The following is a 20,026-nucleotide window of genomic DNA, read 5'->3' as shown; positions in this document are numbered from 1 at the left end:
AAAAACGGATGCCTGGAAACAGACATCCGTTAAGACCCATACGATGCAGGCTAGCCCGAAATATTGGCTGCTTTAAGAATGGTAATGGTATAGGTTTTGTCAAACTCGCCACCGGTGGCGATATTGGTACCGAACAGCCCGCCCGCCACACGGATTTTAACTATCCCTGGTTTCGTCGGATTTCCTCTAATTTGTACGCAGTTATTATTAGAGTTATCTCCATTACAACGCTGAATATATAATCCGCTATTCGTCGGGGAAATTGTCCCCACAAAACGCTCACTCATCGCATCGTAATCAAGAACAGAAACTTTTCCACCAGTGATTTTAATTTCGCCATAATAATTCACACCCACTATAGCATCTTGCAACACATCGTCTTCGGGCGTAACACTGGCCTGTAAAGTACATGCGGACAAAAATAAAATTGGCACAATTAAACATATTCTTTTCATATTAGCCCATTCGAGTACTAAGGTGATAAACAGCCATAAGCCCTTCCCTACCTTATAAGACATTCACATCACGATAAATTAATAATCAAATTATATTATTAACTTTATGAAAACCATGGATAAAACAAACTATCTGCAGCTTATCGACTAAACACCAAAATAAAAGATAACTGTCTCACCGTATTCATTTTCACTGCAAAAAACCAACACTATCAATAATATAAATGAATACATTGACTAGAATAATAAAAATAGATTATCTGGTTCTACCAAACCATACCGTTCTTCAGCCATACAAAAACCGCCGATAAATCGGTAATACTTGTCAGTTAAGGGGATTTCTGCTTTCAGTCTCGCGGTTAGTTGCGGTCTTTGAATGATTAGCCAGAACCAGCGTGGCTGAAACCGATGAGTCCCCGATGGAGATCGGCGAGCCAGAGAAAGGAAGACAAGGTCAGACCGCCAGGGATGGCGGGCTGAAGCAAACCGAGACAGGAAGTCGAGTTTCGCCGTGCCGCAGGCTGGAGTTCACAGGCGAGCATAGTGCGAAGCACTGATTTCCCTGCGGGGCTGAGGGGATTGTTAAGGGGGACTGGCAGTCCCCCTTAACCCGTTCACCGGTACAGATGCTTCATGTTCTACAAAACATCAGGTGAACGGAATGTGGCATTTAACTGACAAACATTACCGATAAATCGGCGTTTAGCCTTACATCAGCGGCATCGCCATCTGCACAATGCTAATCAGCGGCTGCGGGTAAATACCCAACACCAGCACCAGCAGTGCAGAAATCAGTACGACGATACCGCCCGCACTGTACTGCCAGTCAGACGGAGCATCACGGCCTGGCTGCTGCGGCGCACTGAGGTACAGGCTTACCGCCACACGCAGGTAGTAGTAGAGGCCGATAGCCGAACCAACAACGACCGCGCCAACCAACCACCACAGGTGTGCCTGCACACCGACCGCCAGCACGTAGAATTTACCGATAAAGCCCAACGTCATCGGGATGCCGGCCAACGACAGCATCATCACCGTCATCACGGCGGCCAGAACCGGACGCTTCCAGAACAGACCACGGTAAGAGAACAGCGAATCGGCATCCGGGCCACGATACGGGCTGGACATCAGGCTCACCACGCCGAACGCACCGAGGCTGCTGAACAGGTAACCGGCCAGATAAACGCCCACGGTTTCCATCGACATTTCACCGCTGTGCAGCGCAATCAGTGCTACCAGCAGGTAGCCGAGGTGCGAGATGGAGGAGTAACCGAGCAGACGTTTAATATTGGTCTGGCTCAGCGCCATCAGGTTACCGAAGATGATCGAAGCAAAGGCGATAATCCCCAGCACCACGCGTACCGCTTCGCTATCGCCTACCGGCGCGTACAGGAACAGACGCATCACCACACCGAAGATAGCGATTTTACTCGCCGTCGCCAGGAAGGTGGAAACCGGCGCAGGCGCGCCCTGGTAAACATCTGGCGTCCACAGGTGGAACGGAACGAGAGAGAGCTTAAAGCCGAGGCCGACAATCATCATGCCGAGGCCCGCCAGCAGCAGCGGCTCATGCAGCATTCCATCGCCGAGGCTCTTACCGAGCGTCACAAACGACAGGCTACCGGACTGAGCATACAGCAGCGCCATACCGAACAGCAGGAACGATGACGCCGCCGCCGACAGAATGGTGTACTTGATGCTCGCTTCAAGCGAACGTTTTTGACGGAAGGCATAGCCAATCAAGCCAAACAGCGGCAGTGAGATAAGCTCAATCCCGAGGAACAGCGCCGCCAGATGGTTCGCGTTCGCCAGCAGAATGCCACCCAGCGCGGCAATCAGCACCAGCAGGTAGAACTCTTCTTTGTTATCCGGGTAGCCTTCCAGCCACGGGTAGGCAAAAGTACAGGTCGCGAGGCTCGCCAGCAGCACCAACCCAGTGTAGAGCATGGCGTAGCCATCAACGCGCATCAGCGGCGTCACATCCATCGCCCCCGCCTGGCCAACAAACCAGAGCGAAACCAGCGCCACGTTCAGCCCGATAACCGCAAGCGTAGCATTGAGGAAGTGATTGCGTCGCCACGCAATGGAGAGCATCACAACCACCACCGTCAAGCCGACGATCAGCAGCGGTAGTAGCGCGATCAGTTGTTGTGGAGTTATTGTCATGGCGATTTACGGCCTTGTAGTAGAAACAGAATTAACAAACCACTGCTGAATATTGCCCATCGCAGAGTGTGATGTGTCCAGAATCGGCTGCGGGTAGAAGCCCAGCAGAACCAGAAGCACAACCAGCAGTAAAACGATGAACAGTTCACGCAGCGACATCCCTGGCAGCTCTTTGGCCGCAATGTCACTTTTCGCTTTACCGAAGTAAGCGCGGTGCAGCATCGCCAGCGAGTAAACGGACGCGAAAACCAGACCGAAAGTGGAGATGACGGTAATCATCGGCACAACGTGGAAGCTGCCGAACAGGATCATAAATTCGCCGACGAAGTTACCAGTCCCCGGCATCCCCAGCGTGGCGACAGCGAAGAACAGCGAACAGGCTGGCAACCACTTAATTTTGCTCCACAGGCCGCCCATCTGGCGCATGTCACGCGTGTGCAAGCGCTCGTAAAGCTGACCACACAGAATGAACAGACCCGCAGCCGACAAGCCGTGAGCAATCATCTGAATCACCGCGCCCTGGTACGCCAACTGGCTGCCGGTGTAGATGGCAATCAGCACGAAGCCCATGTGGGAAACGGAGGTGTAAGCAATCAGGCGTTTGATGTCGTATTGCGTAAACGCCATCCACGCGCCGTAGAAGATACCAATCACGCCCAGCCACATGGCAATCGGCGCAAATTCGGCGGAAGCGTTCGGGAACAGCGGCAGCGCGAAACGCAGCAGACCGTAGGCCGCCGTTTTCAGCAAGATCCCCGCCAGGTCAACGGAACCCGCCGTTGGTGCCTGAGAGTGCGCATCCGGCAGCCAACCGTGCAGCGGAACCACTGGCATTTTCACCGCGAAGGCGATAAAGAAGCCCAGCATCAGCAGATATTCTACGCCGTGAGACATTGGCGTTTTCAGCAGATCCTGATAGTCGAACGTCCAGATGCCGGTCGCGTCGTGGTGAACAAACACCAGCGCCAGAATAGCAATCAGCATTACCAGGCCGCTCGCCTGGGTATAGATGAAGAACTTGGTCGCCGCCGTGATGCGCGTTTTACCGTCGGACGCTTTATGCCCCCACAGCGCAATCAGGAAGTACATCGGAACCAGCATCATCTCCCAGAAGAAGAAGAACAGGAACATGTCGATGGCGAGGAACACGCCGATAACGCCGCCCAAAATCCACATCAGGTTGAGGTGGAAGAAGCCCTGATATTTCTGGATTTCATTCCAGGAACAGAGCACCGCCAGCACGCCCAGCAGGCCGGTCAGCACCACCATCAGCAGCGACAGCCCGTCGAGAGCCAGATGGACCGAGATACCAAAGCGTGGGATCCACGGCAGGATGAACTCAGACTGCCACTGCGGCAAGCCGGTGGATTGCGTCAGTGAGTAACCGCCCTGCAACCACAGTTGCAGCGACAGCGCCAGCGTCAGTCCCATGGTAATCAGCGCAATCCAGCGCGGCATCTTCACGCCAAAGCGTTCGGTCTGCCAGCACAGGAAGCCACCGATAAAGGGAATCAGTATTAGCCAGGGTAATAACATGGCGATCTTTATTCCTTGTTAAAGTCCTCTACAGGACCTGATTTTCACTTCTGATTGTCGGTATGTTTGCCCGGTGGCGCTTCGCTTGCCGGGCCTACAGAATCGTAGGTCGGATAAGCGCAACGCCATCCGACACTCACAAAACAATCAAACTCAACGCAGTACCATCAGCAGCGCCAGTACCACAACAGCACCGATGCTCATGGAAGCCACATACCAACGCAGATAACCGTTCTCGCTCAACACCAGCCCTTTGCCCGCAAAGCGTGACAAGATAGCCGGAATATTCATCAACGCATTCAGCGGATCGCGTTTCAGCAGCCACGCCACACCAAGGAACGGTTTAATGAACACTTTGTCGTACAGCCAGTCGAAGCCCCAGGCGTTGTACCACCAGGTGCCCAGCAGACGGCCTGGGCCGCTGTTAGCAATGGCAGTCACCAGAGTCCGTTTGCCCAGCCACAGCCATGCGGCAATCAGGATGCCTGCAATCGCGACCACACCGGAGGTAATTTCCAGCGTCAGAACGTGGCCGTGCTCAAGCTCCGTAGTTGCAGGCAGCACACCTTGCAGCGGCGGCACAATCAGCGCGCCAACAAAGGTAGAGAGGATCATCAGCACAATCAGCGGCAGGTGGTGGGTAATCCCCTTCCCTGCGTGAGCGTGAATCTGTTCTTTCCCGTGGAACACGATGAAAATCATACGGAAGGTATACAGCGAGGTCATAAACGCGCCCACAAGGCCCGCCACCATCAGGTTGATATGACCGTTCGCCATTGCCCCTGCCAGAATCTCATCTTTACTGAAGAAGCCTGCGGTAATCAGCGGCAGCGCAGACAGCGCCGCGCCGCCAATCAGGAAGCAGGCATACACCAGCGGAATAGATTTACGCAGACCGCCCATCTTAAAGATGTTCTGCTCGTGGTGGCAGGCAAGGATAACCGAGCCAGACGCCAGGAACAGCAGTGCTTTAAAGAAGGCGTGCGTCATCAGGTGGAAAATCGCCGCATCCCACGCCTGTACGCCTAACGCCAGGAACATGTAGCCAATCTGGCTCATGGTGGAGTAAGCCAGTACACGTTTGATGTCGGTTTGTACCAGCGCGGCAAAACCTGCCAGCACCAGCGTAATCGCCCCAATAATCCCCACCAGATGCAGGATTTCTGGGGTCATCAGGAACAGGCCGTGGGTACGCGCAATCAGGTAAACACCTGCGGTGACCATCGTTGCAGCGTGAATCAGCGCGGAGACAGGCGTTGGGCCTGCCATCGCGTCAGCAAGCCAGGTCTGCAACGGCAACTGCGCCGATTTACCGACCGCACCGCCCAACAGCATCAGGGTTGCCCACATCAGCATGTTGTTGCCCGCAGCAAAGTGCTGTGGTGCCAGTTCAACCATTTCGCGGAAATTCAGCGTGCCCAGTTCGTTGTAGAGAATGAACAACGCGAACGCGAGGAACACGTCACCCACACGGGTAACAACGAACGCTTTCATGGCGGCTGCGCCATTCTTCGGATCGGTATAGTAGAAACCAATCAGCAGATACGAGCACAGGCCCACGCCTTCCCAACCGAGGTACATCAACAGCAGGTTGTCTGCCAGCACCAGAATGACCATGCTGGCGATAAACAGGTTGGTGTAGGCGAAGAAGCGGGAGTAGCCCTCTTCACCGCGCATGTACCAGGAGGCGAACATGTGGATCAGGAAGCCGACGCCGGTGACCACAGAAAGCATGGTCAGCGACAGGCCATCCAGCACCAGGTTGAAACCGATGTTGAAATCACCGACCGACATCCACGTCCACAGCGGCACGTTGACCGCCTGTTTGCCGTTAGCGAAGAAATCCATACCGACCAATGCCGTCACCAGCGCGGCCAGGCCAATCGAGCCAACGCCCACGGTGGCGGAGAGGTTTTCCGACCAGCGCCCACGGGAGAAAGCCAGCAGAACAAAGCCAATCAATGGCAAAATAATGGTTAAGGCAAGCATATTCATCCGCGCAACTCACTTACTGAATCGATGTTCAGGTTCTGGCGGCGACGATGGAGCTGCAGCAGCAGCGCCAGGCCAATACTCGCTTCCGCAGCCGCAAGGCTGATAGCGAGAATATACATCACCTGACCATCGGTCTGGCCCCAGTAGCTACCGGCGACCACAAAGGCCAGCGCGGCGGCGTTAATCATGATTTCCAGCCCAATCAGCATAAACAGCAGGTTGCGGCGGATAACCAGACCGGTTAAGCCCAGAACAAACAAAATCGCGGCGAGGATCAGTCCATGGGTTAAGGGGATCATGCGTGCTCCTCCGTTTTTCTTTTCGCGCTGTCGTTAGGGCGGTTGCTGATAAGCTCGCCTTGACGATCTTCGCGGCCAATATGGAAGGCCACAACCAGGCCTGCCAGCAGCAGCATCGATGCCAGTTCAACCGCCAGAACGTATGGCCCGAACAGGGTGATACCGACTTCTTTGGCGCCGATGGCGTTACCATCAATACCCTGGTCGTTAACGCCCAGAATGGCGTAAATCATCACCGCCAGCAGCACGGCAGAGAGCAGCGCAGGGCCGATCCAGATTTGCGGTTTCAGCCATTGGCGTTCCTGAGCGACTTCTGCCCCACCGAGGTTGAGCATCATCACCACGAACACGAACAGCACCATGATGGCCCCAGCGTAGACGATGATTTCCAGCGCCCCGGCGAAGTACGCGCCCAGCGAGAAGAACACCCCGGCAATCGCCAGCAGGGAGATAATCAGGTACAGCAAGGCGTGTACCGGATTAGTGTGCGTAATCACTCGCAGCGTGGCGAGGATGGCGATAAGGCCACAGATATAAAAAGCGAATTCCATTGCCCCTCTCCTTAAGGTAACAGGCTCTTGACGTCGATAGGTTTGGCCTCATTTTCAGCCTCGCCCTTATCTTTGCCGTCGATTGCCATACCCGCCATCCGGTAGAAGTTATATTCCGGGTATTTGCCCGGACCGGAAATCAGCAGATCCTCTTTCTCGTACACCAGATCCTGACGTTTGTATTCGCCCAGTTCAAAGTCTGGGGTCAACTGAATCGCCGTGGTCGGGCACGCCTCTTCACACATACCGCAGAAGATGCAGCGAGAGAAGTTGATACGGAAAAACTCCGGATACCAGCGGCCATCTTTGGTTTCTGCTTTTTGCAGCGAGATGCAGCCCACCGGGCAGGCAACCGCGCAAAGGTTACAGGCGACGCAGCGCTCATCGCCGTCCGGGTCGCGCGTTAGCACGATACGGCCACGATAGCGCGGCGGCAGATACACCGGCTCTTCCGGGTACATTTGCGTTTCGCGTTTGGCGAACGCATGTAGGCCAATCATCCAGATACTGCGAACCTGGGTGCCGAAACCTACTACTAATTCTTTTAAGGTCATGGTCTCTTCGCCCCTTATGGCTGCTGCCAGAGAATGACAGCGGCCGTTACCAGCAAGTTGATTAGCGTCAGCGGCAGGCACACTTTCCAGCCGAAGGACATTACCTGGTCATAACGCGGACGCGGTAATGAGGCGCGAATCAAAATGAACATCATCATAAAGAACGCGGTTTTCAGCGCGAACCAGATGAACGGCGGTAAGAACGGGCCATGCCAGCCACCGAAGAACAGCGTCACAATCAGTGCGGATACGGTCACGATACCGATGTATTCACCGACAAAGAACAGGCCGAACTTCATGCCGGAATATTCAATGTGGTAGCCATCCGCCAGTTCCTGCTCGGCTTCCGGTTGGTCAAACGGGTGGCGGTGACACACCGCCACGCCAGCAATCGCAAAGGTCACAAAACCAAAGAACTGCGGAATGACGTTCCAGATGTCGGCCTGGTTATTGACGATGTCGGTCATGTTAAAGGAACCGGCTTGCGCCACCACGCCCATCAGGGAAAGACCGAGGAACACTTCGTAGCTCAGCGTCTGCGCAGAAGCACGCATTGCGCCCAGCAGCGAGTATTTGTTGTTACTCGACCAGCCCGCGAACAGCACCGCGTAAACCGCCAAACCCGCCATCATCAGGAAGAACAGGATCCCGATGTTGAGGTCGGCAACCACCCAGCTTGGGCTGACCGGTACAATCGCGAAGGCCAGCAGCAGCGAGGTAAAGGCGATAACCGGTGCCAGGGTAAAGATCATGCGGTCCGTAAATTTCGGAACCCAGTCCTCTTTAAAGAACATTTTGATCATATCGGCAACCAGCTGGAGCGATCCGCCCCAGCCGACACGGTTTGGCCCATAACGGTTCTGGAACAGACCGAGCAGACGACGCTCACCAAAACTCATGAACGCGCCACAGGTGACGACAACCAACAGGATGACCACGGCCTTGAGAATGCTGAGCAGGATCTCAATCAGATCCGGTGTTAACCAACTCATTGCTGTGCCTCCCGCAGATTTTCAAGACGTGCGCCCGCCAGAACTGGCGCGATGCCCGGCATGCCCATTGGCAAGCCGACCTGCCCTGCCGTCAGACCTTCCGAAATCACCAGCGGCAGCGTGACCGTTTGACCGTCATAGCTAAATGCAATTTTCGCCCCGTCATTCACGCCCAACTTAGCGGCATCCGCCGGGTTGAGTTTGATGTACGGCTGCGGCATACGCTGCTGGAATACCGGCGAGCGCTGGGACATTTCATCGCTACCAAACAGATGGTAATACGGTGCGATACGCCATGTGCCCTCTTGTGCCTGGAAACCAGCCGGAACGGTGGTGAAGTATTCAAGGCCATTTTCAGACGCTTCAATCAAACGCACGCCCGGGTCGCCGTGACGCAGATGACCACCCACCTCAGCCTGGAATTTGTTCCATGCCTGCGGGGAGTTCCAGCCTGGTGCCCATGCAAATGGAATTTGCGAACGCGGCGCGCCTGGCTGGTTGTTCCCTTCCATCGAGAAGGCGAACATGGTGTCTTTGTCCTGCGGCTGACGCGGCTCATGCACGCTGATGTTGGCGCGCATTGCGGTGCGCCCACTGTAGCGGTGCGGTTCACGCGCCAGTTTCTGACCACGAATGCGGAAGCTGGCATCCGGCGCGGCATTTTTAATCCCAGCCAGTTGCGGCAGTTTTTCGACCACTGCGTCAATCACGTGGTCAAGCTGCGTCCAGTCCACCTGACGGCTTTCCAGAGTGCTGTGCAGCGAGTGCAGCCAGCGCCAGCTTTCCAGCATGATCGTTTTGTTGTCGTAGTACGCGGGGTCATAAACCTGGAAGAAACGCTGAGCGCGGCCTTCGTTGTTGATAACCGTCCCGTCGCTTTCAGCGAAACTTGCCGCCGGCAGCACCAGGTGCGCTTTGTCCATAATCGCCGTGCGCTGATGGTCAATTACCATCACCAGCGGCGCTTTAGAAAGTGCTGCGTCTACGCGGCTTGCTGAAGCATGACGATGCAGATCGTTTTCCAGCACGATGACCGCGTCTGCAGCACCGCTTTCCAGCTCGTTTAGCGCGTCGTCGAGCGAACCGCCGCCAATCATGCCAAGACCCATGCTGTTTACCGCGCGGGCAATCATGGTGATGCCCACATCAGAGCCGCGAGATTTCAGCGCTTTCGCCACGTTCGCGGCGGCCTGAATCACCTCGGCGCTTCCGGCGTTAGTGCCGGAAATAATCAGCGGTTTTTTGGCCCCGGCTAACGCCTGGACAATCACGTCGATTTTGTTTTGCAGGTCACGGTCGATGCCGTCTACCGCCGGTGCACTGTTATCCAGCGCATGAGCGATGGCAAAGCCTAAACGCGCCTGATCTTCAACCGGTGCACGGTAAGTCCACGCCGCAATATCATCCAGACGCGTGTTATCAACGTTGGTGACAAACAGCGGGTGTTTAGCGCGCTGGCCGATGTTGAGGATCGCTGCAATCTGCCAGTCAGCCACTTTCTGTGCCGCTGCCATTTCACGCGCTTTACCTTTCACCGCCTGACGTACCGCCAGCGAAACGCGCGCGCCGGTCTGGGTGATGTCTTCGCCCAGAATCAGCACCGCATCGTAAGATTCAATATCGCGTAGTGCCGGAGTATGAATGCCGCCTTCGCGCAGCACTTTCAGCGCCAGCTGTAGACGTTCCTGCTCGCCTTTGGCGATGCCGGTGTAGAAGTTATCCGCACCCACCAGTTCACGCAGCGCAAAGTTGCTTTCGACGCTAGCGCGCGGGGAGCCGATACCAATCACTTTCTTCGACTGGCGCAGAATATCCGCCGCGCCCTGCATCGCCTGTTCGGCGTTGAGGGTGATGACATCGTTGCCGCGCAGTTGTACCGGCTGGCGTGGACGGTCTTTCAGGTTCACATAGCCATAGCCGAAACGACCACGGTCGCAAAGGAAGTAGTGGTTAACCGTACCGTTGTAGCGGTTTTCGATACGACGCAGTTCACCGTAACGTTCGCCAGGGCTGGTGTTACAACCCAGCGAGCATTGCTGGCAGATGCTTGGCGCAAACTGCATGTCCCATTTACGGTTGTAACGCTCGGAGTGCGTTTTGTCGGTGAAAACACCGGTCGGGCAGATTTCTACCAGGTTGCCGGAAAATTCGCTTTCCAGCGTGCCATCTTCCGGGCGACCAAAGTAGACGTTATCGTGCGCGCCATAAACGCCCAGGTCTGTACCGTCGGCGTAATCTTTGTAGTAACGCACGCAGCGGTAGCAGGCGATGCAGCGGTTCATTTCATGCGAGATGAACGGCCCCAAATCCTGATTGCGGTGGGTACGTTTGGTAAAACGATAACGACGGAAGCTATGACCCGTCATGACGGTCATATCTTGTAAATGGCAGTTACCGCCTTCTTCACATACTGGGCAATCGTGCGGGTGGTTGAGCATCAACCACTCCACCACGCTTTCACGGAACTGCTTCGCTTCGGCGTCGTCGATTGAGATAAAAGTGCCATCTGATGCCGGTGTCATACAGGACATCACCAGGCGGCCACGCGTGTCTTCCGCGTTTTGATATTGCTTCACCGCACACTGGCGGCAAGCACCGACGCTCCCGAGCGCCGGATGCCAGCAAAAATAGGGAATATCAAGGCCGAGGGAGAGACATGCCTGTAGCAGGTTGTCCGCCCCGTTAACCTCATATTCTTTGCCGTCTACATGAATTGTAGCCATTAGCATGCTTCCAGTTGGCCCAGTCAAAGACTGAGCGTTAATCGAAAATCTTTCCCTTCACCCCGCCCCTCGCCCCAAAAGGTGAGGGAGAAACCTGCTTCGGTTCATCCCCTCTCCCGTAGAGGAGAGGGTTAGGGTAAGGGGCGAAAATTACCAGCGCGCTTTAAGCAGGTTCGGCTGAATCCCATGAATCGCATGGGTATTGCTGAACTGCTGCTTAATGCCAGCCTCGAATTCTTCGCGGAAATATTTAATCGCGCTCTGGAGCGGCTCTACCGCACCTGGCGCGTGTGCGCAGAAGGTTTTGCCTGGGCCTAAGAATCGACACAGTTGCTCAAGAGTTTCGATATCCCCAGGCTGGCCTTCGCCTTTTTCCAGCGCACGCAGAATTTTTACGCTCCACGGCAGGCCGTCACGGCACGGCGTACACCAGCCGCACGACTCACGAGCAAAGAACTCTTCCAGGTTACGCACCAACCCGACCATGCCAATTTCATGGTCTACTGCCATCGCCAGCGCCGTACCCAGACGGCTACCCGCTTTGCCGATGCTTTCAAATTCCATCGGCAGGTCAAGGTGCGCTTCGGTCAGGAAGTCCGTCCCTGCGCCACCCGGTTGCCAGGCTTTGAATTTCAGGCCGTCGCGCATCCCACCGGCGTAATCTTCGAGGATTTCACGCGCGGTCGTGCCAAACGGTAATTCCCACAGGCCCGGATTTTTCACGCGGCCAGAGAAGCCCATCAGCTTCGTGCCCGCATCTTTGCTCTTCGAAATGTTCTGATACCACTCCACGCCGTTGGCGAGGATCGCTGGCACGTTGCACAGGGTTTCGACGTTGTTAACGCAGGTCGGTTTACCCCAGACGCCGGAGCTTGCCGGGAACGGAGGCTTGGAGCGAGGGTTTGCGCGACGCCCTTCGAGCGAGTTAATCAGTGCGGTTTCTTCACCGCAGATATAACGCCCCGCGCCGGTGTGCACGAACAGCTCAAAGTCAAAGCCCGTGCCCATAATGTTTTTGCCGAGCAGACCGGCTTCGGTCGCTTCCGCAATCGCCCGACGCAGATGCACCGCCGCTTCGATATATTCACCGCGCAGGAAGATGTAGCCACGGTACGCTTTCAGCGCAAACGCGGAGATCAACATGCCTTCCACCAGCAGGTGCGGCAGTTGTTCCATCAGCAGGCGGTCTTTATAAGTGCCCGGTTCCATTTCATCGGCGTTACACAGCAGGTAACGGATGTTCATGGACTCGTCTTTCGGCATCAGGCTCCATTTCAGGCCAGTCGAAAAGCCTGCGCCGCCACGCCCTTTCAGGCCCGCGTCTTTTACCTGGTTCACGATGTCGTCCGGGGACAACCCCGTTAACGCCTTACGCGCGCCTTCGTAGCCGTTTTTGCTACGGTATTCGTCCAGCCAAACTGGCTGTTTGTCATCACGCAGACGCCAGGTCAGCGGATGCGTTTCGGGAGTACGGATAACGTTTTTCATTTATACCGCTCCAGGAGTTCAGGGATGGCTTCCGGGGTCAGATGGCTGTGAGTATCCTCATCAATCATCATGTTCGGCCCTTTGTCACAGTTCCCCAGGCAGCAGGTCGGCAGCAGCGTAAAGCGGCCATCGAAAGTCGTCTGCCCTGGTTTAATATTGAGCTTCTGCTCTAACGCGGCCTGAATCCCCTGATAACCGGTAATGTGGCATACCACGCTGTCGCAGTAGCGAATCACATGGCGGCCAACCGGCTGGCGGAAGATTTGGCTGTAGAACGTCGCCACGCCTTCAACGTCGCTTGCCGGAATACCCAGCACGTCAGCAATCGAGTAAATAGCCCCGTCCGGCACCCAGCCGCGCTGTTTCTGAACGATTTTCAGCGCTTCGATGGACGCCGCACGCGGGTCTTCGTAGTGGTGCTTCTCGTGCTCAATGGCTTCACGCTCTGCCGCACTCAGCTCAAAAGCCTCGGTTTGTGGTTGTTGATTCTCGTGCATAATTAGCGGTCCACGTCTGACATAACAAAATCGATACTACCCAGATAGACAATAAGGTCTGATACCAGGCTGCCACGAATTGCCGACGGAATCTGCTGCAAGTGCGCATAGCTCGGCGTACGGATACGGGTGCGGTAGCTCATGGTGCTGCCGTCGCTGGTCAGGTAGTAACTGTTAATACCCTTAGTCGCTTCCACCATCTGGAAGGATTCCTGGGCTGGCATCACCGGCCCCCACGACACTTGCAGGAAGTGCGTAATCAGGGTTTCGATATGTTGCAGCGTGCGCTCTTTCGGCGGCGGCGTAGTCAGCGGGTGATCCGCTTTGAACGGGCCTTCCGGCATGTTGTCGAGGCACTGCTGAAGAATACGCAGGCTCTGGCGCAGCTCTTCGACTTTGAGCATCACGCGGGTGTAGCAGTCAGATACGCCACCGCCGGTCGGGATTTCAAAGTCGAAGTTTTCATAGCCAGAGTACGGACGCCATTTACGTACGTCGAAGTCAATACCGGTAGCGCGCAGGCCAGCACCGGTAGTGCCCCACTCCAGCGCTTCTTTGGCGGTATATGCAGCAACGCCTTTCGAACGGCCAATCAGGATGGAGTTACGCAGCGCGGCTTTTTCGTAAGAGTCGAGACGTTTTGGCATCCACTCAAGGAATTCACGCAGCAGACGATCCCAGCCTCTCGGCAGGTCGTGCGCGACGCCGCCAATACGGAACCAGGCTGGGTGCATACGGAAACCGGTAATCGCTTCAACCAGGTCGTAAATCTTCTGACGGTCGGTGAAGGCGAAGAATACCGGCGTCATCGCGCCAACGTCCTGAATAAAGGTCGAGATGTACAGCAGGTGGCTGTTGATGCGGAATAACTCAGAGAGCATCACGCGAATCACGTTAACTCTGTCTGGTACGGTGATGCCCGCCAGTTTTTCCACTGCCAGCACGTAAGGCATTTCATTCACGCAGCCGCCGAGGTACTCGATACGGTCAGTGTACGGAATGTAGCTGTGCCAGGATTGACGCTCGCCCATTTTCTCAGCACCACGATGGTGGTAGCCGATATCGGGTACGCAATCGACAATCTCTTCGCCATCCAACTGCAGAATAATACGGAACGCACCGTGCGCAGACGGGTGGTTAGGGCCGAGGTTGAGGAACATGAAGTCCTCGTTTTCGGTGCCACGCTTCATGCCCCACTCTTCAGGTTTGAAGGTCAGCGCTTCCATTTCCAGATCCTGCTTGGCTTTAGTCAGCTCAAACGGGTCGAATTCGGTGGCGCGCGCGGGGTAGTCTTTACGCAGCGGGTGGCCTTCCCAGGTTGGCGGCATCATGATGCGACGCAGATTCGGGTGGCCGTTAAAGGTGATGCCAAACATTTCCCACGTTTCACGCTCATACCAGTTGGCGTTCGGGAACAGTTTGGTCAGTGTCGGCACATTCAGGTCGTTTTCAGACAACGCCACCTTGAGCATGATGTCGCGATTGCGTTCAATGGAAATCAGGTGGTAGAAAACGGAGAAATCCGCCGCAGGCAGGCCCTGGCGGTGAGTGCGAAGACGTTCGTCCATGCCGTGTAAGTCAAACAGCATGACGTAAGGTTTTGGCAGTTTCTTCAGAAAATCGCCAATTTCCAGCAGCTGTTCGCGCTTGACCCAAACGACAGGTATCCCGGTGCGGGTCGCCTGAACAGTAAAAGCATCCGGCCCAAAACGGTTGCGCAGTTCGCCGATGACCGGATCATCAAGGTGATCGCGGGTTTGCCATGCGGCTGCATCATGCGCGGTTAAATCGGTCATATTGTTCACCATTGCAAAAGGTCCGTGGTGACTGCCGGGCGTGGCTTCGCGCTGTTGTATATTGATTTGCGAAGTGAAAAACGTGCCACTGCCCGCAGGCGCAAATTAAATCTCGTCCGGCGTCCGCAGATTGGTCACCGCAATACGTTCGCCGCGTTTACGCTCGCGTTCCGACTGCATGTTGGCGCGGTACACGCCCTGATCGCCAACCACCCACGACAGTGGACGACGCTCTTTACCAATCGATTCCTGTAGCAGCATCAGCGCTTGCATGTAGGCTTCCGGGCGCGGTGGACAGCCAGGAATATACACATCTACCGGAATAAACTTATCGACGCCCTGCACGACGGAGTAAATGTCGTACATGCCGCCGGAGTTGGCGCAAGCACCCATCGAAATCACCCACTTCGGCTCAAGCATCTGGTCATACAGACGCTGAATAACCGGGGCCATTTTGGTGAAGCAAGTCCCCGCGACCACCATCAGGTCTGCCTGACGTGGCGAGGCACGCAATACTTCCGCACCAAAACGCGCAACGTCATGCACCGCAGTGAATGACGTCACCATTTCTACGTAGCAGCAAGAAAGGCCGAAGTTGTATGGCCAGATTGAGTTCTTACGACCCCAGTTGACCATGTCATGCAACGCGTGTTCGAGTTTCCCCATATACACGCTTTTGTTCACCTCCTGCTCCAGAGGGTCGGTCACTATCTCCTGTTTTTGCAGGGGGTAACGGTCGTTCTCACCGTTAGGATCTATGCGGGTGAGCGTATAATCCATCTTATTGCCTCGCTTTTACTGCGTATTACGGTTAGTGACGCTGTCGGTTTCTGGGTTTACCAGCGTGCGGCGAGAACGCGCAGGCGTCCAATCGAGCGCGCCAATGCGAACGAGGTAAACCAGACCAGCCAGCAGCACAAATATGAAAATGGCGGCTTCGACAAAGCCAACCCAACCGCTTTCACGGATAGACGTTGACCAGGCGTAAAGGTAAAGCGCTTCAACGTCGAAGATGACGAAGAACATGGCGACCAGATAGAACTTAGCCGACAAACGCAAACGTGCGGAGCCTACAGAGTCGATGCCCGATTCAAATGGGGTATTTTTGCTTCTGGCGCGCGCGCGACCACCAAGGTACCAGCCGCCTATCAACATCAAGCAGCAAAGACCAATGGCAATGATAAGAAAGATAGCGAATGCCCAGTGATGAGCGATGATTTCAGTGGATGTTGACATACACAAAGCTTTACCAAATAGGTAGCATTACCACCTCTGCTCTTACTGGCAGATGGACGCTACATCGATTCATGGGGAGGATTAAAAAACCTACAAACAGCCCAATTCGAAACATAGACCGCAAAATGTTGAGGTTTTTTACTCCTTTCTATAACCTTTTGTCAACTTTAACAAAAGTTTCCTCACATTAATTTACATCAAGTGCACTTCATTAACATTACGTGCCTTTTGATTCGATTCGACTCCGTTGACCTTGCGGTTTACCGGTTGGTGAATCGTGTCCGTTCTGTAGCAACAACAAGTATTACTCTACTATTTTGACAGGATTTCCAGAGGATTCCCCCCCCTCATGAGGGGTATTTTCTTGATCTAAGACACACTTTTGTTAATCCGGCCTAAAAAACGGCAACAATCTATCCGTTTTTTTAACATTAGCAGGAGATATGACTTCAGGGGTGATGATACGGCTCACAGATATGGAAACAATTCTAATTATATGATTACAATCACATTAATTGATTTATTTTTTTCCTGTTATCGCGTAGGCACAAAAAAAGAACCGTAAACTACTTTTTTTTCATCTACGATTCTTTTTTGCAGTTACATTCTGTTACCAGATTTCAACAGGGATGTTAATCAATATCCCCGCTAAACGTGAGTGAATTTTCCCCCTCTTCAGGAGTATATATTCCTGCCAGTGTCCATGGCTCGTGACGTGATTCCTGCGACTGGAAAATCATCTCCGCCAGCTCATTTTCGCTGTCTGGGTTATAGCTCAAACAGTATTCAGTTTCCGGCAAAATAGGCATCCCTTCAGCTTTACCTAACGCGCGAAGGTCCGGGCTCATCATTTCAACCGGGCGACCGGTAATCCCCAGACCCGCTTTTACTGCCGCACGAACGGCAGAAAGCGTGGAAGCAACGTACGCTAAACGCCATGCGATACCGGCTTGATCCAGCGTTTGGATAATCATATCGCGGAACGGACTTGGATCGTCGAGCAGCACCAGCGGTACTGGCTCCTCAGGACGCAACGTAAACTCAGCGGCACAGTACCAAAGCGTAGGCGACGTACGCAGGACTGTCGATTCAAAACCTTCCAGTGGGTGCGTGGTTAACGCTAAATCAACCTGCTGCTCTTTGAGCATTTCGGCAATAACACAGTGGCGTTTTACGCGAACATCCAGCGCCAGCTTCGGGTATGCCGAACTGATGCGGTTTAACAGAAACGGCAAAATAGTGTCAGAGGATTCGTCAGACGATCCTAATATAAGCTGCCCCTGAAGGCTGCTAAACATTAATGATGTACATGCTTCGTCATTGAACCGCAAAATTTTTCGCGCGTAGCCAAGCAGTTGGATCCCGTGTTCAGTCAGCAGTTTATTGCGGCCGTGGCGCGCAAACAGTTCTTTGCCGACCAGTTGTTCCAGGCGCTGCATTTGCTGGCTTACCGCAGATTGAGTGCGACGAACAGCAGCGGCGGCGGCGGCAAAAGTGCTTAAGTCAGCAACAGCAACAAAAGTTCTCAGTAGGTCAAGATCGAGATTCAGTATCGGACGATTGGCATTTATCATATTAATCCACTTACAGGTGCGGAAACCGACCTGCCTTATTGATGCTGCACTCAAAAATTTCAGGCTAATCCCTTAAATCATCTTTCATCAGCCGTTGACGAATGACTACCTGACGAGCGTCAGTATTAAAAATGTCTGCTGCTACAATCAACAACAGTTCCTTTCGCAATATATCTTTTAGCCCTATGACTATTTATCTGTCTCTCCCAGAGCGATGCTTCACATAAGAAGCAGCAGGAAACAACATTGCGATAATGAATCAGGGAGAATGCCATGCGCATAAAAAAAGCAACAAACCCATTGAATAACATCATATTACAAAGAAAACACTGATAACCATCAACAGAACGGGTTGATTAGCGCCGTACAAGCGGAGACATATTAACCGAAAACCATAAATTTTATAAGTCTACATAAGATCTATCTCAAACATGAAAACGGTTTAGAATCAAAACAATTTAAGAAAGCTAACAAATCACCTTAAATACTTTTCAAAATATAAGAAAATATTAATTTTCATCTGAAGAAACCATTAACATCAACTTCACATTAATGAGTATCAAGCCTAATACTTATTAGCGGATATTTAATTAAATATTAAAATCATTGATGAGTTCTTAAATTATTTCAGCAAAAACATAACCTAAGCTAAATCTTTTCTTTTACATTAGAGATAAACTCTGGAATTCATTAAAATAATGGTTAATTGAACTATTAAACAATGAATAGGCAAAATATCAGATAATGATAGTCATGAGATGGCAGTAAAAAACAATGCACCAACAAGATGAGATGTACGAAATCTTCTCCTGTTAACCCTTCAAAACCACGGGGATGGGGAGTACATTGTTCGGTGCTGACTTCCACGGCAGGGAGTGGCGATAACAGCTAAAAAGGTCAAAGATTCATGTCCCCCATCGAAAAATCCAGCAAGTTAGACAACGTTTGTTACGACATTCGTGGCCCTGTTCTCAAAGAGGCCAAGCGCCTTGAAGAAGAAGGCAATAAGGTTCTTAAGCTCAATATCGGTAACCCCGCCCCTTTCGGGTTTGACGCGCCGGATGAAATTCTGGTTGATGTGATTCGCAACCTGCCCACTGCGCAAGGCTACTGCGACTCCAAAGGCCTGTACTCCGCGCGTAAAGCGATTATGCAGCACTACCAGGCGCGCGGTATGCGCGATGTTACGGTAGAAGATATTTATATCGGCAACGGCGTTTCTGAGCTTATCGTGCAAGCGATGCAGGCGTTGCTGAACAGCGGCGATGAAATGCTGGTACCCGCCCCAGACTATCCGCTGTGGACGGCTGCCGTTTCCCTCTCCAGCGGCAAGGCGGTGCATTATCTGTGCGATGAATCTGCTGGCTGGTTCCCTGACCTTGACGATATCCGCGCGAAAATCACTCCACGGACTCGCGGCATTGTTATCATCAACCCGAATAACCCGACCGGCGCAGTCTACTCAAAAGAGCTGTTGCAGGAGATAGTGGAAATCGCTCGCGAACATAACCTGATTATCTTCGCCGACGAAATTTACGACAAGATCCTCTACGATGCCGCTCAGCACCACTCGATCGCCGCACTGGCTCCCGATCTGCTGACCGTGACCTTTAACGGCTTGTCCAAAACCTATCGCGTTGCCGGTTTCCGTCAGGGCTGGATGGTACTTAACGGACCGAAAAAACACGCTAAGGGCTATATTGAAGGGCTGGAAATGCTCGCCTCTATGCGCCTTTGCGCCAACGTTCCGGCGCAACATGCCATTCAGACTGCGCTGGGCGGCTATCAGAGCATCAGCGAATTTATCACCCCTGGCGGCCGTCTTTATGAACAGCGTAACCGCGCGTGGGAGCTTATCAATGAGATCCCTGGTGTTTCCTGTGTGAAACCGCAGGGCGCGCTGTACATGTTCCCCAAAATCGACGCTAAGCGCTTTAACATCCATGACGACCAGAAAATGGTGCTGGATTTCCTGCTTCAGGAGAAAGTGCTGCTGGTTCAGGGTACAGCATTCAACTGGCCGTGGCCGGATCACGTGCGTATCGTAACGTTACCGCGTGAAGACGATTTGGAAATGGCCATTACGCGTTTTGGTCGCTTCCTGTCTGGCTATCGTCAGTTGTAATACCTGCCTGGTCGCTGGATTTGCATCCGGCGGCCATCT

16 protein-coding genes are annotated in these 20,026 nt (G+C 53.5%); 1 reads left to right on the top strand and 15 read right to left on the bottom strand.

The window, feature by feature from the left end; genetic code table 11:
- Nucleotides 1-50: 50 nt before the first annotated feature.
- The 15 genes from AC6I4B_RS07830 to lrhA all read right to left on the bottom strand — a co-directional run bounded on the left by AC6I4B_RS07830 (nucleotide 51) and on the right by lrhA (nucleotide 17,862).
- Nucleotides 51-518, bottom strand: a complete 468-nt coding sequence (locus AC6I4B_RS07830; RefSeq protein ID WP_497770799.1) for a hypothetical protein — start codon at nucleotides 516-518, stop codon at nucleotides 51-53.
- 645 nt (nucleotides 519-1,163) lie between these two features.
- Entirely contained in the window at nucleotides 1,164-2,621 is a 1,458-nt protein-coding gene (gene nuoN / locus AC6I4B_RS07825) for an NADH-quinone oxidoreductase subunit NuoN (RefSeq protein ID WP_497770798.1), read from the bottom strand.
- Nucleotides 2,622-2,627: 6 nt separating this feature from the next.
- Nucleotides 2,628-4,157, bottom strand: a complete 1,530-nt coding sequence (gene nuoM, locus AC6I4B_RS07820) for an NADH-quinone oxidoreductase subunit M (protein WP_497770796.1) — start codon at nucleotides 4,155-4,157, stop codon at nucleotides 2,628-2,630.
- A gap of 153 nt (nucleotides 4,158-4,310) precedes the next feature.
- Nucleotides 4,311-6,152, bottom strand: a complete 1,842-nt coding sequence (nuoL, locus tag AC6I4B_RS07815) for an NADH-quinone oxidoreductase subunit L (RefSeq protein WP_497770795.1) — start codon at nucleotides 6,150-6,152, stop codon at nucleotides 4,311-4,313.
- Nucleotides 6,149-6,451 (bottom strand): NADH-quinone oxidoreductase subunit NuoK, encoded by a 303-nt coding sequence (gene nuoK, locus AC6I4B_RS07810; RefSeq protein ID WP_097161765.1) that lies wholly within the window; start codon nucleotides 6,449-6,451, stop codon nucleotides 6,149-6,151. Before nuoK ends, nuoL begins: the two co-directional genes overlap by 4 nt.
- Nucleotides 6,448-7,002, bottom strand: a complete 555-nt coding sequence (gene nuoJ / locus AC6I4B_RS07805) for an NADH-quinone oxidoreductase subunit J (RefSeq protein ID WP_497770793.1) — start codon at nucleotides 7,000-7,002, stop codon at nucleotides 6,448-6,450. Before nuoJ ends, nuoK begins: the two co-directional genes overlap by 4 nt.
- Nucleotides 7,003-7,013: 11 nt before the next feature.
- Nucleotides 7,014-7,556 carry an NADH-quinone oxidoreductase subunit NuoI gene (gene nuoI, locus AC6I4B_RS07800; protein ID WP_497770792.1) on the bottom strand — a complete coding sequence of 181 codons (543 nt, stop codon included), beginning with the start codon at nucleotides 7,554-7,556 and terminating at the stop codon, nucleotides 7,014-7,016.
- 14 nt (nucleotides 7,557-7,570) lie between these two features.
- A complete protein-coding gene (gene nuoH, locus AC6I4B_RS07795; protein WP_497770790.1) occupies nucleotides 7,571-8,548 on the bottom strand; it encodes an NADH-quinone oxidoreductase subunit NuoH in 978 nt (325 codons plus the stop codon).
- On the bottom strand, nucleotides 8,545-11,271 hold the full coding sequence (gene nuoG / locus AC6I4B_RS07790; protein ID WP_497770788.1) for an NADH-quinone oxidoreductase subunit NuoG: 2,727 nt from the start codon (nucleotides 11,269-11,271) through the stop codon (nucleotides 8,545-8,547). Before nuoG ends, nuoH begins: the two co-directional genes overlap by 4 nt.
- Before the next feature lie 150 nt (nucleotides 11,272-11,421).
- The gene (nuoF, locus tag AC6I4B_RS07785; RefSeq protein ID WP_497770787.1) at nucleotides 11,422-12,759 is read right to left on the bottom strand and encodes an NADH-quinone oxidoreductase subunit NuoF; all 1,338 of its coding nucleotides are present in this window, start codon (nucleotides 12,757-12,759) and stop codon (nucleotides 11,422-11,424) included.
- Entirely contained in the window at nucleotides 12,756-13,256 is a 501-nt protein-coding gene (gene nuoE / locus AC6I4B_RS07780; RefSeq protein ID WP_497770785.1) for an NADH-quinone oxidoreductase subunit NuoE, read from the bottom strand. The genes nuoF and nuoE overlap by 4 nt, the downstream gene beginning before the upstream one ends.
- A 2-nt stretch (nucleotides 13,257-13,258) precedes the next feature.
- Nucleotides 13,259-15,064 (bottom strand): NADH-quinone oxidoreductase subunit C/D, encoded by a 1,806-nt coding sequence (gene nuoC / locus AC6I4B_RS07775; RefSeq protein WP_497770783.1) that lies wholly within the window; start codon nucleotides 15,062-15,064, stop codon nucleotides 13,259-13,261.
- Between the two features lie 93 nt (nucleotides 15,065-15,157).
- Nucleotides 15,158-15,832, bottom strand: a complete 675-nt coding sequence (nuoB, locus tag AC6I4B_RS07770; RefSeq protein ID WP_002913178.1) for an NADH-quinone oxidoreductase subunit NuoB — start codon at nucleotides 15,830-15,832, stop codon at nucleotides 15,158-15,160.
- A 15-nt stretch (nucleotides 15,833-15,847) separates the two neighbouring features.
- Entirely contained in the window at nucleotides 15,848-16,294 is a 447-nt protein-coding gene (nuoA, locus tag AC6I4B_RS07765) for an NADH-quinone oxidoreductase subunit NuoA (protein WP_497770781.1), read from the bottom strand.
- 626 nt (nucleotides 16,295-16,920) lie between these two features.
- Complete coding sequence (gene lrhA / locus AC6I4B_RS07760) at nucleotides 16,921-17,862, bottom strand: transcriptional regulator LrhA (protein WP_497770780.1); 942 nt, start codon at nucleotides 17,860-17,862, stop codon at nucleotides 16,921-16,923.
- Nucleotides 17,863-18,769: 907 nt separating this feature from the next.
- Here lrhA and alaA point away from each other — a divergent pair.
- Nucleotides 18,770-19,987, top strand: a complete 1,218-nt coding sequence (gene alaA, locus AC6I4B_RS07755) for an alanine transaminase AlaA (RefSeq protein WP_497770778.1) — start codon at nucleotides 18,770-18,772, stop codon at nucleotides 19,985-19,987.
- The last annotated feature ends 39 nt before the right edge of the window (nucleotides 19,988-20,026 follow it).

This window comes from Kluyvera fluvialis (assembly GCF_059725275.1).
Note: the sequence above shows the minus strand (reverse complement) of the source record. Positions and strands in the feature narration are given on the sequence as shown.